Raw genomic sequence first — 14,883 nt, forward strand, 5'->3', positions numbered from 1 at the left:
GCAAGACGCTCGGCTGGGATACCCCAGCCGAGCGTCTACGTGATCTACTCACCACCTGAAACCAAGTGGTGTTGCGACGACCCCTTGAACCCAAGCGGGATGGGGGCCTTCGCCGTGTCGTCACAGCAGGCGTCGCCCGTCGTGGGTCCGGATACTCGGCGCCGCGTCGTCCCGCAGCGCGTCCAGGACACGGACCGCATAGACCTCGGCCATCCGCTCGGACACCTCGGCCGGTGTGAGCCAGTCGACTTCAAGCGACTCATCCGACACCCGCGCTTCTCCGGCCTCCGGTCGGCAGCGGAAGACGAGGGCGACGATCCCTCGGCTCAGGTTCTTGTAGACGCCGGTCAGCCGCTCCACGCCGACCTTGATCCCGGTCTCCTCCCACACCTCCCGGCGCACGCCGTCCTCAAGGGCCTCGTCCCGTTCCAGCACGCCACCCGGCGGCTCCCAGGTCCCGTTGTCCGCCCGGCGGATCGCCGGCACCCGCCCGTCCTCGCGCACCACCACCCCCGCGACGGACACCGAGTGGAGCGGCGTCGACCGGGATCTCATGCGCGCGCCGCCGGACGAGACAGATCGAGGACCATCACGTCGTGCCGAGCCGCGCCCTCCCACGGGATCGCCGACCCGACGCGCCGGTAGCCCCATGCCCGGTAGGACGCCTGGGCCGCAGCCGCCTCCGGTCGCGCGTTCAGCATCACCCAGGCGTTGTCGATGCCGTCGACGAGGACGCGATGCATGCGGGTGGCGATCCCCTTGCGGCGCCACCGAGGCCGGACCGCCAGCTCGAAGAGGCCGAACGTGCGCCTCCCGTCCTCATGCCGGAGCTCCTCGGGCACGGGATCGAGCAGGGTGTCCCACCATCCGGTGCTCGCCGACAGCGGGTAGCCGTACGCCATGCCCACAACGGTGTCGCCGTCGAAGGCGATCGCCGCCCGGAACCCCCGACGACGCGCCTGCGAGCGGAACCGGCGGAACGCCCGCTCCACGTCGGCCGGCCCCTCGCCGTAGGGAGGCTCCGCGAACGCCTCCGCGAAGACGTCCTTCAACCGGCCCTCCAGCTCGGCCGCCTGCCCACCGTCCAGGAGCCGGACTGCCACCGTCGCCCCGTCCTCGCACCGCGTCATCTGGGAGCCCCACACCAGCCTCATCCGAGGGGCACCCGCGCGAACGACTGCCACTCGTACATCCGTTCGTCGCGGCCGAGGATGATCAGCTCGGCGGACGCGACGCGAGCGGTCGCCGGGTAGGAGGTGACTCGCGCCAGAGCGTCGATGGCGGGCTGAGCGGCTCCTGTGCCGTTGGAGTAGGCCACGGAGACGTGCGGCCGGAACCCGTCTGCCATCTCGGGTACCCGCGGCCAGACCTCGGCGATGGCAGCGCGGATGGCCGACCGGACAGCGCGGACCGGACCGGCGGGAGCAACGGTGAGCAGCAGAGCCTCGGGAGTGACGATCGCGGGACCGAGAGTGAGGTCGAAGGCGGACAACTTCGCCAGGCGTCGGCCGACGGCGTCGACAACGGCTCGAGCCTCGCTCTCCTCCACCTCGTCGACAAAGCCCAGACCTTGCATGGTGAGGTGGAGCCAGCGGTCAGGTACCGGGTCAAGGCCGGGCACGTCCGCCAGGGCTCGGCGGTAGTCGGCTGCGAGGCGGTGGAGGTCGCGTGCGCCCTCGAAGGTGAGGTGCCAGGTGTAGAAACGGCGGCCCTCGGCCCAGCCGGGCCGCCACCACCAGTGGTCCGCCATTCGTTCGGGGGTGTCAGTCATGGTCGTTGATCCAAGCACTGGTTGAGGTCCCCGGGGAGAGGACGCGGGCGGCTTCGCGAACGGCGGTCTCAACCGCGTCCTGAAGACGCAGACCGACGGCGCTGTCTCCCATGGGGGAGGCAGCGGTGTCGCGTGCGAGGTCACGGAGGCGTCGGCGGATGGGGGCAGTGCGGTGTTCGATCGGCAAGTCCAGCACCGGGGCGATGGCGTCGAGGACACCCTCGGGGTCGCGGGCCAGGAGATTCGCACCGGCCCGGGTGATGTGCAGCATGGCCTCCGTGCCGTAGGCGCGGACTGGCTGCTGCTGAAGCGCGGCGAGTCCACGGTCGGCGTGGCTGAGGGCGTCGCCGACGGACCCGACACGCAGATACACCGCCGCGCTGTAGTTCGCGTGACGCCCGGTTTGGCAGCTGAAGAGTCCGCCGACCTGATCGTTGAGCGCACTGGAGCGGTCGAGGGACGCGGCGTGCTCGGCGTCGCCGATCGCGATCAATGCCTGGGTGCGGGCACCGGCCTCCGCCCAGGCGTCGGCGAGCTGGCATTGGAGAAGAACGGCAACTGTCCCAGCAGCTCTGAAATCGACACCGCGCTGGGCATGCTGGACGGCCTGACGGAACTGGCCGTCCCAGAAGGCGAGTTTGCTGCGGGTAGAGCAGACCCACGCGTGCAGGGCGGGGTCATCGGCGTTGTCGGCGCACAACAGGGCGGCGCGCGCGTGAGTCTCGGCCTGGGCGCGATGTCCGAAGTCGCTGGTCATCCAGGCGAGCATCGCGAAGAGGTAGCCGGCCGTAGTGAACAACTCGCGCCGCTGCTGAGGACGTTGGTGCCCGTAGAGCAGGTCCCAGACTCGGTTGAGCTGGAGCTTGGTCTGCCGGAAGACACCCAGTGGATCGTCGGCCATCAGGTACGCGGCGGCGAGGTACTGGGTATCGGCGGTGAACTGTTCGAGTGCGACGGGCCCGCAATTGGTGACCTCCGCCCACTGCGCCCACCGCGCGGATTCCCGAGCGGCGGCCTGGACGAGGTCCGCGCCGGTGAGTACGGTCGGCGACTCCGCTGGCGGCGCCGGCTGTGTGGCCTGGTGGACGGCGATCGCGGCCGTAGGGGTGGGCTCGGCTTGGTGGCGAAGGATCCGCAGATCGGATTCGGTGAACGCCTGGCGGTCGTCCAGGTCGAGAAGATCGTTCGCCGTCGCCCCGTAGAGGTCCGCGAGGACGGTGAGCACTCGCGGGGTGACCCGGCGCCCGGACGATGCGGGCCACTTCTCCCATTTGCCGATCAGGGAGGCGTCGGCGCTGGGGCCGACGTCACCAGCGAGGTCATTGAACCGGTCGGCGGCCTCCTGGGTGGTCCAGCCGTGTGCGTGCCGCCATGCCTCGCGGGGCCGCACACCGAAACGAGCGCGCATCTCGGCAGCGATGACGGAGACGGGGGCGTTGGTGGCGATGAGCGCCGAACGAACAGCATCGCGGTCCTGCTTGGAGCCCGGCTTGGGACGTGGGGGCATTTGGGCCTCCCGAAGGTGCGGGGTGCGTGGTCCTGGTCACCTCACGGTAGCGACCCGTTCACGCGATAGGGGGCACAGCAGGCGATTCCGACAGGACGCGCTGTCCGGAACCAGGCCGGTTCTCCCCCGCTCGGGCAGGTCAAGAAGGTAACGGCATGTCCGGAACTGTCGGACGCCGCCGCCCGTGACCGGGGTGGTTCGTGAGCGGGACCGTAGGACCTGCAAACGACGAGCACTCTCCAGGCAGGACACGATGACGCCCTCCGATCTCGCTCACCCAGCCCCGTACTCCCCCGAGGCGGGACGGCACCGACCCCGGCAACCGGGAGACGCTGCGACAACCTGTCGTCCCCGCACGTTCGTCGTGCGTCTCGACTTCCGCATCGAATCCACGCCACTGGCCCGGTACCTGCTTCGGGCCTATCTCTCTGGCCTCCCCTCCGGCGACCGCTACCGCGACACCGCCGAACTCCTCCTTGGCGAACTCTTCGCCAACGCCGTCCGGCACTCCGACGCGCTCGACGACGGACACATCGAGGTCCGCTTCGCCCTCATCAACTCCCGACTGCGAATCGAAGTTCACGACACCGGGAGCGGCCGCCCATCCGTCCGTGCCACTGGGCCGGACGACGAGTGCGGGCGCGGCCTGTTCCTCGTCGACAAGCTGGCCGAGCGCTGGGGTTGCTGCCCGCGTCCGGGCGGTATCGGCAAGTTCGTCTGGGTGCTCGTCGCGCCCGTCCCCACTCACCTGCTCGCCACCGCCTGAAAGCCCGAACGCCCATGCACCTCGTCGCCCTCGCCCGCCACACCCTCTCGCGCGGCGCCACCCCCGCCGCCACCTACACCCTCCTCGCCCGCCTCGGCCACCAGCCCCGCCCCGTCGCCCAAGCCGTCTGCCTCGCCCTCGGCATCCCGCAGACCGACATCACCCGCCGCCTCGACGACTGCCACGACGCCCTCCTCGCCAACCCCCGACCCGGCTCCGAAGCCGACACCGGCGAAGTCCTCGAAGCCCTCGGCGTCTTCGACGTCCCCAAGCAGCTCACCCCCACCCAACAAACCGTCGTCGCCCTCCTCACCACCGCCGTCGACGCCCACGGCGGCCTCCGCCCCGGCCACCACCACGGCCTCCAGCGCTGGTTCACCACCGGCAACCTCACCGCCGCCTACCTCTCCCTCACCACCACCCACCCCCTCCCCCGCACCGGACACCCCACCACCTACTGGACCACCCTCACTCAGGCCGGCGAACTCCTCACCACCACCCCCAACCCCGACCCCCGCATCCGCTACGCCCTCACCCACTGCCGCGAGCGCGCGACCCGGGCCGCCCAGCCCGCCCAGCCCGCCTGAAATCCCCGGCCCAGCCTCCAGGTCTCCGCCCGAGCACACGACGGGACGGCTCGGTTCCCCCGCGTGCGGGAACCGAGCCGTCCGTCGTGCCGGGAGCCCGGTCAGAGCTGGATGCCGGCCATCCGCTTCCACTCGTACTCGCCGGTCTTCACCTTGAGCCCCAGCTCGCCCTCGAAGTCGTCGTGCAGGGTCAGCCCGGCCAGCTCCGCGGCCCGGCGCCCCACGGCGTAGCTGGGGGCCACCTGGTCGCCCCAGGCCCCGTCCGCGCCCACCACGACGATCCGGGTCGCCACGCCGCCGACGTACTCGACGACCGCGTCGGCGCTGCCCCCGTGCTGCCGGGCGAAGCTGGTCAGGTTCTTGGCGATGCGCTTGGCGCGGCGCTCGGTACGGGCGTCCGACGCGGCGGCCGGGGCGGTCTCAACGCTGCTCATGCCCGCATGCTACCCACCGGTAGGCGACCTGGCGACGGGAGCGCCCTGTGCACCGGGCCACATACTGGAGGCGTGACGTTCACCGGCTGGCCGTCCGAGGCGCTCGACTTCTACGAGCACCTGGAGGCCGACAACTCCAAGACCTTCTGGCAGGCCCACCGGAAGCGGTACGAGGACGCCGTGCGGGCCCCGATGGAGGAGCTGCTCGCCGAACTGGAGCCCGAGTTCGGGCCCGGCAGGATCTTCCGCCCCAACCGCGACATCCGCTTCAGCGCCGACAAGTCCCCCTACAAGACCCACATCGGCGCGCACCTGGAGTCAGGCGGCTACATCCAGCTCTCCGCCGACGGCCTGGCCTGCGCCAACGGCATGTACCAGCTCGCCCCCGACCAGCTGGAGCGCTACCGCGCCGCCGTCGCCGAGGACGTCAGCGGCGCCGAGCTGGAGCGGGTGATCACCCGGGTGGAGCAGGCCGGCCCGCGGGTGCACGGCCGGGACAGCCTCACGTCGGCCCCGCGCGGCTACCCCAAGGACCACCCCCGGATCGGGCTGCTGCGCCACAAGGGCCTGGTGGCCTGGCAGGAGTGGGAGCCCGCGAACTGGCTGGGCACCCGCGCCGCGTACACCCGGATCACCGGCTTCCTGCGCGCCTCCCAGCCGCTGCGGGACTGGCTGGACGGCCACGTCGGCCCCTCCGGGCCGCCCGCCCGCTGAGAACGGGGAAGAGCCCCGGTCCAGGAGGACCGGGGCTCTTCTCGTCAGCCTCTGATCAGCCGCTACTTCACGAACGGGTCGATCGCGCAGACCACCATCAGCAGCGACAGGTAGGTGATCGACCAGTGGAACAGCCGCATCTCCTTGAGCTTCGCGCCCACGATGCCCGCCTTGGCCCGCCCGTACAGCGCGTGCGCCTCGCGCAGCCAGGCCCCGCCCAGCAGCACCGCGGCGACCGGGTACAGCCAGCTCATGTGCCCCAGCGGCCAGAGCGCCAGCGAGACCGCCACCATCACCCAGGAGTAGACGACGACCTGCTTGCCGACCGCCACGTTGCCCTTGATCACCGGCAGCATCGGCACGCCGGCCCGCTCGTAGTCGTCGCGGACCTTCATCGACAGCACCCAGGTGTGCGGCGGCGTCCAGAAGAAGACCACCAGGAACAGCACCACCGCGGCCCAGGAGACCGAGTTGGTCACCGAGGACCAGCCGATCAGCACCGGCATGCAGCCGGCGATGCCGCCCCAGACGATGTTCTGCGAGGTCCGGCGCTTGAGCCCCAGCGTGTAGACGAACACGTAGAACAGCAGCGCGCCCAGCGCCAGCCCGGCCGACAGCCAGTTGACCCCGAGGCCCAGCAGCAGGGTCGAGACCACCGCCAGCGCGATGCCGAACACCAGCGCCTCGCGCGGCGACACCATCCCGGTGACGATCGGGCGCCGCTCGGTGCGCGACATCACCGCGTCGATGTCCCGGTCGATGTACATGTTGAGGGCGTTGGCACCGCCGGCCGAGAGGTAGCCGCCGACGACGACCTTCAGCACCAGCAGCATGTTCGGCACGCCCTGCTGAGCCAGGAACATCACCGGCACGGTGCTCATCAGCAGCAGCTCGATGATCCGCGGCTTGGTCAGTGCGACGAACGCGCCGACACGGGCCCCGATCGGCCGGTGCGCAGGAGTCGCCCCGGTGACCCCGGCGGGACGGGTTTCGACGGCGGTCACTAACACCCCAACTGAAGATGAATCTTCGCAGGCGTCCACAGGAACGAAGGTCCCGAATCGTCCGCTCTGCGCGTACCACGACACCATAGACGCTCCATATATCCCATCCCGCTCCGGGGTCCCCCGGCGAGGCGGATCGCACACCCCCGGGTGAACCCGCCGGGCGGGGCCGTCGAGCGCCCGCGCAGGGCCCCGCTAGCCCGTCCCGACCACCGGAGCGGCGCCGGTTCGGGAATCGGGAGAGTCTGGGATAAAACCAATCAGACCGAAGTGGGAATCTGACTGGGTAAATGTCGGTTCTCCCACCACGGAGGGTGAGGCACGGCCCGGACGGTAGGCTCGCCACTGAAGCGGGATCTACCCTCCGTGACCGGCACCACCCAACGTCGGGACCACAGCGTCGTGGCCGACTCGGTCCCCTATTCACGGGGTCACTCTTCACAATGGAAGGAGCCCTGAGACAGGGTGAGCACTGCGCCGACGAACGCATTCGAGTGGACCGATCTGGACGAGCGCACGGTCGACACCGCGCGGGTCCTGGCCATGGACGCCGTCCAGAAGGTCGGCAACGGACACCCCGGGACGGCGATGTCGCTGGCCCCGGCCGCGTACCTGATCTTCCAGCGGTTCCTGCGCCACGACCCGACCGACCCGTCCTGGGCCGGGCGCGACCGTTTCGTCCTCTCCCCCGGGCACACCAGCCTGACCCTCTACACCCAGCTCTACCTCTCCGGCTACGGCCTGGAGCTGGACGACCTCAAGGCCTTCCGGGTCGCCGGCAGCCGCACCCCCGGCCACCCCGAGCACGGCCACACGGCCGGCGTGGAGACCACCACCGGGCCGCTCGGCCAGGGCATCGCCAACGCGGTCGGCATGGCGATGGCCGCCCGCTACGAGCGCGGTCTGTTCGACCCGGAGGCCCCGGCCGGCGAGTCCCCGTTCGACCACACCATCTGGGCCATCGTCTCCGACGGCGACCTGGAGGAGGGCGTCTCCGCCGAGGCCTCGTCGCTGGCCGGCCACCAGAAGCTGGGCAACCTGGTCGCCCTCTACGACGACAACCACATCTCGATCGAGGGCGACACCGAGACCGCCTTCTCCGAGGACGTCCTCAAGCGCTACGAGGCGTACGGCTGGCACGTCCAGCGGGTGAGCCCGAAGGCCAACGGCGACATCGACGTGGCCGCCCTGGCCGAGGCGCTGGCCGCGGCCAAGGCCGAGACCTCCCGCCCGTCGATCATCGCGATGCGCACGATCATCGCCTGGCCGGCCCCGGACGCCCAGAACACCGCCAAGGCGCACGGCTCCGCGCTCGGCGCCGCCGAGATCGCCGCCACCAAGAAGGTCCTGGGCTTCGACCCGGAGAAGACCTTCGAGGTCAGCGACCAGGTCATCGAGCACGCCCGGCTGGTCATCAAGCGCGGCAAGGCCGCCCGCGACCAGTGGCAGCGCTCCTTCGACGCCTGGCGGGCCGACAACCCCCACCGCGCCGCCGAGTACGACCGCATCCAGGCGGGCGAGCTGCCCGAGGGCTGGAAGAAGGCCGTCCCGTCCTTCCCGGCCGGCAAGGACGTCGCCACCCGCAAGGCCTCCGGCGACACCCTCAAGGCGATCGGCGCGGTGATCCCGGAGCTGTGGGGCGGCTCGGCCGACCTCGCCGAGTCCAACCTCACCACCATCGACGAGGACAGCTCGTTCCTGCCCGAGGGCAACCCGCTGAAGTCGGCGAGCCCGTACGGCCGGACGGTCCACTTCGGCATCCGCGAGCACGCCATGGGCTCGACGATGAACGGCATCGCCCTGCACGGCAACACCCGCGTGTACGGCGGCACCTTCCTGGTCTTCGCCGACTACATGCGCCCGGCCGTCCGCCTGGCCGCGCTGATGAAGCTGCCGGTCACCTACGTCTGGACGCACGACTCGATCGGCCTCGGCGAGGACGGCCCGACCCACCAGCCGGTCGAGCACCTGGCCGCGCTGCGCGCCATCCCCGGCCTGGCCATGGTCCGCCCGGCCGACGCCAACGAGACCGCCGTCGCCTGGCGCACGATCATCGAGCGCCACACCAGCCACCCCGGCCCGGTCGGCCTGGCCCTGACCCGCCAGGGCGTCCCGACCTTCGACCGCGAGGTCTTCGGCTCCGCCGAGGGCACCGCCAAGGGCGCCTACATCCTGGCCGAGGCCTCCACCGGCGACCCGCAGGTGATCCTGCTCGGCACCGGCTCCGAGGTCCAGCTGGCCGTCAAGGCCCGCGAGGCCCTGGAGGCCGAGGGCATCGCCACCCGCGTGGTGTCGGTCCCGTCCTTCGAGTGGTTCCAGGAGCAGGACCAGGCGTACCGCGACAGCGTGCTGCCGCCGTCGGTCAAGGCCCGCGTCTCGGTCGAGGCCGGCATCGCCCAGGGCTGGCGCGAGCTGGTCGGCGACCACGGCCGGATCGTCTCGCTGGAGCACTTCGGCGCCTCCGCCGACTTCAAGGTGCTCTACGAGGAGTTCGGCATCACCGCCGAGCACGTGGTGGCCGAGGCCCACAACGCCCTGCGCTCGCTCGAAGCCGTCAACCGCTAGCGGCACCCCCGGCCGGGCCCGAGACCCGCACGTCGAAGGCCCGGCCCCGTCGACCAACACCACGAAGCAGAAGAACAAGGGACTGAAGCACCATGACTGACGCACTGAAGCGCCTCAGCGACGAAGGCGTTGCGATCTGGCTGGACGACCTCAGCCGCAAGCGGCTGAACTCCGGCAACCTGGCCGAACTGGTGCAGAACAAGCACGTGGTGGGCGTCACCACCAACCCGACCATCTTCCAGAAGGCCATCGCCGGCTCCGGCGACCACTCCTACGACGGCCAGCTGCGCGACCTCGCGGTCCGCAAGGTCACCACCGAGGAGGCGGTCCGCATGATCACCACCTCCGACGTGCGCGACGCGGCCGACGTGCTGCGCCCGGTCTACGACGCCTCCAACGGCCGCGACGGCCGGGTCTCCATCGAGGTCGACCCGCGCCTGGCCCACGGGACCGCCGCCACCGTGGCCGAGGCCAAGCAGCTGTGGTGGCTGGTCGACCGCCCGAACGTCTTCATCAAGATCCCCGCCACCAAGGCCGGCCTGCCCGCGATCAGCGAGGTCATCGGCAAGGGCATCAGCGTCAACGTCACGCTGATCTTCTCGCTGGAGCGCTACAAGGCCGTCATCGACGCCTACCTGACCGGCCTGGAGGCCGCCAAGGCCAAGGGCCTGGACCTCTCCCAGATCGAGTCCGTCGCCTCCTTCTTCGTCTCCCGCGTGGACACCGAGATCGACAAGCGCCTGGACAAGATCGGCGGCGCCGCCAAGGAGCTGCGCTCCAAGGCCGCCCTGGCCAACGCCCGCCTCGCCTACCAGGCGTACGAGGAGGTCTTCGGCAGCGTCGACGGCAAGACCGCCGGCAGCGCCCGCTGGACCGCCCTGGAGGCCGCCGGCGCCAAGCCGCAGCGCCCGCTGTGGGCCTCCACCGGCGTCAAGGACCCGGCCCTGCCGGACACCCTGTACGTCACCGAGCTGGTCGCCCCCGGCACCGTCAACACCATGCCCGAGGCCACCCTGGACGCCACCGGCGACCACGGCGTGGTCACCGGGAACACCATCGTCCCGAACTACGCGGACGCCAAGGCCGTGCTGGACGCGATCGCCGCCGCCGGCGTGGACTACGACGACGTCGTGCAGGTCCTGGAGGACGAGGGCGTCGAGAAGTTCGAGCAGTCCTGGAAGGAACTGCTCGACACCGTCACCGCCTCGCTCGCCTCCTTCGCCGACGAGAAGTGACCCCTGCTCACAGCCAGCGCACGAAAGCGGAGCCCATCAAGTGAGCACTGACTTCCCCGAGTTGACATCGGAATCGGACAGGGCCGACCTGCCGCCCTCCCCCGTCAACCCGCTTCGCGACCCCTCCGACCGACGGCTCCCGCGCATCGCGGGGCCGTCCGGCCTGGTCATCTTCGGGGTCACCGGCGACCTGTCCCGCAAGAAGCTGATGCCGGCCATCTACGACCTGGCCAACCGCGGTCTGCTGCCGCCGGGCTTCTCCCTCGTCGGCTTCGCCCGCCGCGAGTGGGACAACGAGGACTTCGCCCAGGAGGTCCACGACGCGGTCAAGGAGCACGCCCGCACCCCGTTCCGGGAGGAGGTCTGGCAGCAGCTCGCCAAGGGCATGCGCTTCGTCCACGGGACCTTCGACGACGACGACGCCTTCGACAAGCTGCGCGAGACCATCGAAGAGCTGGACAAGGCCCAGGGCACCGGCGGCAACTTCGCCTTCTACCTGTCCGTCCCGCCGAAGTTCTTCCCGACGGTCGTCCAGCAGCTCAAGAAGCACGGCCTGGCCGACCCGCCGCAGGGCTCCTGGCGCCGCGCCGTCATCGAGAAGCCCTTCGGCCACGACCTGGAGAGCGCCCAGGAGCTCAACAAGGTCGTCCACGAGGTCTTCCCCCGCGACGAGGTCTTCCGGATCGACCACTACCTGGGCAAGGAGACGGTCCAGAACATCCTGGCGCTGCGCTTCGCCAACCAGATGTTCGAGCCGATCTGGAACCGGTCGTACGTCGACCACGTGCAGATCACCATGGCCGAGGACATCGGCATCGGCGGCCGGGCCGGCTACTACGACGGCATCGGCTCCGCCCGCGACGTCATCCAGAACCACCTGCTCCAGCTGATGGCGCTCACCGCCATCGAGGAGCCGGCCTCCTTCCACCCGAAGGCGCTGGTGGCCGAGAAGCTCAAGGTGCTCAGCGCCGTCAAGCTCCCGGCCGACCTCGGCCGGCACACCGTGCGCGGCCAGTACGCGGCCGGCTGGCAGGGCGGCGAGGAGGTCGTCGGCTACCTGGACGAAGAGGGGATCGACCCCGAGTCCAAGACCGACACCTACGCGGCCATCAAGCTGGAGATCAACAACCGCCGCTGGGCGGGGGTGCCGTTCTACCTGCGCACCGGCAAGCGCCTGGGCCGCCGGGTCACCGAGATCGCGGTCGTCTTCCAGCGCGCCCCGTACCTGCCCTTCGACTCCTACGCGACCGAGGAGCTGGGGCAGAACGCCCTGGTCATCCGGGTCCAGCCGGACGAGGGCGTGACGGTGCGGTTCGGCTCCAAGGTGCCGGGCACCTCCTTCGAGGTCCGGGACGTCACGATGGACTTCGCCTACGGCGAGTCCTTCACCGAGTCCAGCCCGGAGGCGTACGAGCGGCTCATCCTCGACGTGCTGCTCGGCGACGCCAACCTGTTCCCGCGCCACCAGGAGGTCGAGCTCTCCTGGCAGATCCTCGACCCGATCGAGGAGTACTGGGACACCCACGGCAAGCCCGCCCAGTACGCGGCGGGGACCTGGGGCCCCGTCGAAGCGGACGAGATGCTCGCACGAGACGGCAGGAGCTGGCGCCGGCCATGAAGATCGACCTCACCAACACGACGTCCAGCAAGATCAACGCAGCGCTGATGGAGGCGCGCCGGGCCCGCGGTTCCGGCGCCGCCGGCATGGTGCTCACCCTGGTGATCGTGACCGACGAGGGCAGCGCCTACGACGCCCTCAAGGCCGCCAACGACGCCTCCCGCGAACACCCGATGCGCACCCTCGCGGTGATCAAGCGCGCCGGGCGCTCGCCCCGGGCCCGCGCCGAGACCCGGCTGGACGCCGAGATCCTGGTCGGCTCCGACGCCGGCTCCGGCGAAACGGTTGTGCTGCGGATGCACGGCGAACTCGCCGCGCACGCCCAGTCGGTGGTCCTGCCGCTGCTGCTGCCGGACGCCCCGACCGTCGTCTGGTGGCCGGACAACGCCCCGCTGCACCCGGCCCAGGACCCGCTGGGCTCGCTCGCCCAGCGCCGGATCACCGACGCCGTCACCGCGGAGTCCCCGGTCGGCCAGCTCGCCCAGCGCTCGCAGGCCTACACCCCGGGCGACACCGACCTGGCCTGGACCCGGATCACCGGCTGGCGCTCGATGCTGGCCGCCGCGCTGGACCAGCGCCCGTCCACCATCGTCTCCGCGGTGGTCGAGGGCGAGTCCTACAACCCCAGCGTCGAACTGCTCGGCCTCTGGCTGACCAACCGGCTCCAGGTGCCCGTCGAGCGGGTCGTCACCAACGGCCCCGGCATCACCGCGGTTCACCTGCGCACCAAGGACGGGGACGTCACCCTGGACCGCCCGGACGGCCTGCTGGCCACCCTGTCGATGCCCGGTTCGCCGGACCGCCAGGTGGCCCTCAAGCGGCGCGAGACCTCGGAGCTGATCGCCGAGGAGCTGCGCCGCCTGGACCCGGACGACATCTACGCGACGGCCGTGCGCACGCCCGTCGACCAGCTGCTCGAACCGTCCAACGCCGAGACCGCGGCGGCCGAGAAGGTCGCCCGGGAGGTCGCCGAGGAGGCGGTCGAGGAGGCCGCCGAGGCGGCCGTGGCCAACCCGGAGCGGGTGACCGCCGGCGCGGCGGACCGCAAGCCCGCCCGCAAGGCCGCCGGCAAGCGCACCACCAAGGACGGCGCATGACCAACGCGACCCCGCAGCTGGTCGTCCACCGGGACAAGGAGCTGATGGCCCAGGCGGCCGCGGCCCGGCTGATCACCCGGATCGTGGACGCCCAGGCCGCCCGCGGCAGCGCGTCGGTGGTGCTCACCGGCGGCCGCAACGGCAACGCCCTGCTGGCCGCGATCGCCGCCTCCCCGGCGCGCGACGCGGTCGACTGGGGCCGGCTGGACCTGTGGTGGGGCGACGAGCGCTTCGTGCCCGCCGACGACCCGGACCGCAACGCCGTCCAGGCCCGGGCCGAGCTGCTGGACGCCGTCCCGCTCGACCCGGCGCGGGTGCACGAGATGCCCGCCTCGGACGGGGAGGACGGCTCGGACGTGGAGGCCGCCGCGGCCCGCTACGCGGCGGAGCTGGCGAAGGCCGCCGAGCCGGGCGACCGGCTCGGCGTCCCCGCCTTCGACGTGCTGCTGCTCGGCGTCGGCCCGGACACCCACGTCGCCTCGCTCTTCCCCGAGCACCCGGGCGTGCGGGAGACCGAGCTGACCGTGGTCGGCGTGCGCGGGGCCCCCAAGCCCCCGCCGACCCGGGTCTCGCTCACCCTCCCGGCGATCCGCTCGGCCCGCGAGGTCTGGCTGCTGGCGGCCGGCGAGGACAAGGCGGGCGCGGTCGCGCTGGCCCTGTCCGGCCCCGGCGAGCTCCAGGCGCCCGCCTCCGGCGCGTACGGCCGCAGCCGCACCCTGTGGCTGCTGGACCGCGCCGCCGCGGAGCGGATCCCGCCGCAGCTCTACCCGCCGGCCTCGGCGTAACCGCCCGCCCGACGCCGAAGGGCGCCACCGTCGTCCGACGGTGGCGCCCTCCGTGGTGTGTGGGAGGAGCTCAGATCTCGCCGCGCAGCTTCGCCAGCGCCTCGGCCAGGATCGCCTCGCCGTCGGCGTCGGTGCGCCGCTCGCGCACGTACGCGAGGTGGGTCTTGTACGGCTCGTTGCGCGAGGGCGCCGGCGGGTTGTGCTGGTCCTGCCCCGCCGGGAAGCCGCAGCGCGGGCAGTCCCAGGTCTCCGGGATCGCCGCTTCGGCGGCGAAGCTGGGACGGGTCTCGTGCTTGTTCGCGCACCAGAAGGAGATCCGGTTGCGCGGGGCGGACTCGCCGCGCTCCGCCTCGCCCATCGGGCCTGCCCCGACCCTGCTGCCACGGATGGCATTGCCACTTGCCACGGTCTGACTCCCTGCGTACTGGTGCGCCGACCCGCCGCGGTGCGCGTCGGTGGCGAAAGTCGTCCTAGTGTAAGCAGGAGTTAAGCATCCGCCACCATCGCCTCCGCACCCGACCGTCCAAGGATAGGCGCTCGGGCGACGGGGCGTCAGGGATACGTCAGCTCTGGTACTTCAGCACCAGGCCCAGGACGATGATGCACGCGAACCACCCCAGACCGACCACGATGGTGATGCGGTCCAGGTTGCGCTCGGCCACCGCCGAGCCGCCACCGGTGGACATCGCGCCACCGCCGAACATGTCGGACAGGCCGCCGCCCTTCCCCTTGTGCAGCAGCACCAGGAGGATCATCAGCAGACTGAAGATGATCAGGGCAATCGAGAACCCGAGAACCAC

At 71.2% G+C, this 14,883-nt stretch carries 16 protein-coding genes; 8 read left to right on the plus strand and 8 right to left on the minus strand.

Annotated elements, in window-relative coordinates:
• Positions 1 to 120: 120 nt before the first annotated feature.
• From ACZ55U_RS34255 to ACZ55U_RS34270, 4 genes are read right to left on the minus strand one after another with little or no spacing between them, the layout of a single operon-like run.
• Positions 121 to 555, minus strand: a complete 435-nt coding sequence (locus ACZ55U_RS34255) for an NUDIX hydrolase (protein ID WP_465532617.1) — start codon at positions 553 to 555, stop codon at positions 121 to 123.
• Positions 552 to 1,103, minus strand: coding sequence for a GNAT family N-acetyltransferase (locus ACZ55U_RS34260; RefSeq protein WP_465532619.1), 552 nt, complete (start codon positions 1,101 to 1,103; stop codon positions 552 to 554). The genes ACZ55U_RS34255 and ACZ55U_RS34260 overlap by 4 nt, the downstream gene beginning before the upstream one ends.
• Positions 1,104 to 1,150: 47 nt before the next feature.
• On the minus strand, positions 1,151 to 1,771 hold the full coding sequence (locus tag ACZ55U_RS34265) for a 2'-5' RNA ligase family protein (RefSeq protein WP_465532621.1): 621 nt from the start codon (positions 1,769 to 1,771) through the stop codon (positions 1,151 to 1,153).
• Positions 1,764 to 3,278 (minus strand): XRE family transcriptional regulator, encoded by a 1,515-nt coding sequence (locus ACZ55U_RS34270; RefSeq protein ID WP_465532623.1) that lies wholly within the window; start codon positions 3,276 to 3,278, stop codon positions 1,764 to 1,766. The genes ACZ55U_RS34265 and ACZ55U_RS34270 overlap by 8 nt, the downstream gene beginning before the upstream one ends.
• Positions 3,279 to 3,642: 364 nt before the next feature.
• Between ACZ55U_RS34270 and ACZ55U_RS34275 the strand changes: the two genes are divergently transcribed.
• Both ACZ55U_RS34275 and ACZ55U_RS34280 read left to right on the plus strand, forming a co-directional pair.
• Positions 3,643 to 4,044, plus strand: a complete 402-nt coding sequence (locus ACZ55U_RS34275) for an ATP-binding protein (protein ID WP_465532625.1) — start codon at positions 3,643 to 3,645, stop codon at positions 4,042 to 4,044.
• Between the two features lie 14 nt (positions 4,045 to 4,058).
• Complete coding sequence (locus ACZ55U_RS34280) at positions 4,059 to 4,631, plus strand: hypothetical protein (protein ID WP_465532627.1); 573 nt, start codon at positions 4,059 to 4,061, stop codon at positions 4,629 to 4,631.
• 101 nt (positions 4,632 to 4,732) lie between these two features.
• Here the strand turns inward: ACZ55U_RS34280 and ACZ55U_RS34285 are convergent, their stop codons facing one another.
• The gene (locus tag ACZ55U_RS34285) at positions 4,733 to 5,065 is read right to left on the minus strand and encodes a hypothetical protein (RefSeq protein WP_465532629.1); all 333 of its coding nucleotides are present in this window, start codon (positions 5,063 to 5,065) and stop codon (positions 4,733 to 4,735) included.
• Between the two features lie 72 nt (positions 5,066 to 5,137).
• Here ACZ55U_RS34285 and ACZ55U_RS34290 point away from each other — a divergent pair, with 72 nt between their 5' ends.
• On the plus strand, positions 5,138 to 5,779 hold the full coding sequence (locus ACZ55U_RS34290; RefSeq protein WP_465532631.1) for a DUF2461 domain-containing protein: 642 nt from the start codon (positions 5,138 to 5,140) through the stop codon (positions 5,777 to 5,779).
• A gap of 62 nt (positions 5,780 to 5,841) precedes the next feature.
• On the opposite strand, the gene ACZ55U_RS34295 is transcribed toward ACZ55U_RS34290, so the two are convergent.
• Positions 5,842 to 6,789 (minus strand): heme o synthase, encoded by a 948-nt coding sequence (locus tag ACZ55U_RS34295; RefSeq protein ID WP_465532633.1) that lies wholly within the window; start codon positions 6,787 to 6,789, stop codon positions 5,842 to 5,844.
• 459 nt (positions 6,790 to 7,248) lie between these two features.
• On the opposite strand from ACZ55U_RS34295, the gene tkt reads away from it, so the two are divergent.
• The 5 genes from tkt (at position 7,249) to pgl (ending at position 14,083) form a co-directional block, all read left to right on the plus strand.
• Positions 7,249 to 9,348 (plus strand): transketolase, encoded by a 2,100-nt coding sequence (gene tkt, locus ACZ55U_RS34300; RefSeq protein ID WP_465532635.1) that lies wholly within the window; start codon positions 7,249 to 7,251, stop codon positions 9,346 to 9,348.
• Positions 9,349 to 9,440: 92 nt separating this feature from the next.
• Entirely contained in the window at positions 9,441 to 10,583 is a 1,143-nt protein-coding gene (tal, locus tag ACZ55U_RS34305; RefSeq protein ID WP_465532637.1) for a transaldolase, read from the plus strand.
• 88 nt (positions 10,584 to 10,671) lie between these two features.
• Positions 10,672 to 12,201: a glucose-6-phosphate dehydrogenase gene (zwf, locus tag ACZ55U_RS34310; protein WP_465532671.1), complete on the plus strand. Its 1,530-nt coding sequence runs from the start codon at positions 10,672 to 10,674 to the stop codon at positions 12,199 to 12,201.
• The gene (opcA, locus tag ACZ55U_RS34315) at positions 12,198 to 13,298 is read left to right on the plus strand and encodes a glucose-6-phosphate dehydrogenase assembly protein OpcA (protein WP_465532639.1); all 1,101 of its coding nucleotides are present in this window, start codon (positions 12,198 to 12,200) and stop codon (positions 13,296 to 13,298) included. The genes zwf and opcA overlap by 4 nt, the downstream gene beginning before the upstream one ends.
• On the plus strand, positions 13,295 to 14,083 hold the full coding sequence (gene pgl / locus ACZ55U_RS34320; protein WP_465532641.1) for a 6-phosphogluconolactonase: 789 nt from the start codon (positions 13,295 to 13,297) through the stop codon (positions 14,081 to 14,083). The genes opcA and pgl overlap by 4 nt, the downstream gene beginning before the upstream one ends.
• 70 nt (positions 14,084 to 14,153) lie before the next feature.
• On the opposite strand, the gene ACZ55U_RS34325 is transcribed toward pgl, so the two are convergent.
• Together ACZ55U_RS34325 and secG are read right to left on the minus strand one after the other, a co-directional pair.
• Positions 14,154 to 14,441 (minus strand): RNA polymerase-binding protein RbpA, encoded by a 288-nt coding sequence (locus ACZ55U_RS34325; protein ID WP_223245297.1) that lies wholly within the window; start codon positions 14,439 to 14,441, stop codon positions 14,154 to 14,156.
• 205 nt (positions 14,442 to 14,646) lie between these two features.
• Positions 14,647 to 14,883 (minus strand): preprotein translocase subunit SecG, encoded by a 237-nt coding sequence (gene secG, locus ACZ55U_RS34330; protein WP_350577332.1) that lies wholly within the window; start codon positions 14,881 to 14,883, stop codon positions 14,647 to 14,649.

Source organism: Kitasatospora sp. NPDC034533 (genome assembly GCF_055575155.1).

Excerpts from the sequence above, each read along its gene's own strand:
- ACZ55U_RS34255 (WP_465532617.1), bottom strand. The coding sequence starts at position 555 with ATGAGATCCCGGTCGACGCCGCTCCACTCGGTGTCCGTCGCGGGGGTG.
- ACZ55U_RS34265 (WP_465532621.1), bottom strand. The coding sequence starts at position 1,771 with ATGACTGACACCCCCGAACGAATGGCGGACCACTGGTGGTGGCGGCCC.
- ACZ55U_RS34270 (WP_465532623.1), bottom strand. The coding sequence starts at position 3,278 with ATGCCCCCACGTCCCAAGCCGGGCTCCAAGCAGGACCGCGATGCTGTT.
- ACZ55U_RS34280 (WP_465532627.1), top strand. The coding sequence starts at position 4,059 with ATGCACCTCGTCGCCCTCGCCCGCCACACCCTCTCGCGCGGCGCCACC.
- ACZ55U_RS34285 (WP_465532629.1), bottom strand. The coding sequence starts at position 5,065 with ATGAGCAGCGTTGAGACCGCCCCGGCCGCCGCGTCGGACGCCCGTACC.
- tal (WP_465532637.1), top strand. The coding sequence starts at position 9,441 with ATGACTGACGCACTGAAGCGCCTCAGCGACGAAGGCGTTGCGATCTGG.
- opcA (WP_465532639.1), top strand. The coding sequence starts at position 12,198 with ATGAAGATCGACCTCACCAACACGACGTCCAGCAAGATCAACGCAGCG.
- pgl (WP_465532641.1), top strand. The coding sequence starts at position 13,295 with ATGACCAACGCGACCCCGCAGCTGGTCGTCCACCGGGACAAGGAGCTG.
- ACZ55U_RS34325 (WP_223245297.1), bottom strand. The coding sequence starts at position 14,441 with ATGGGCGAGGCGGAGCGCGGCGAGTCCGCCCCGCGCAACCGGATCTCC.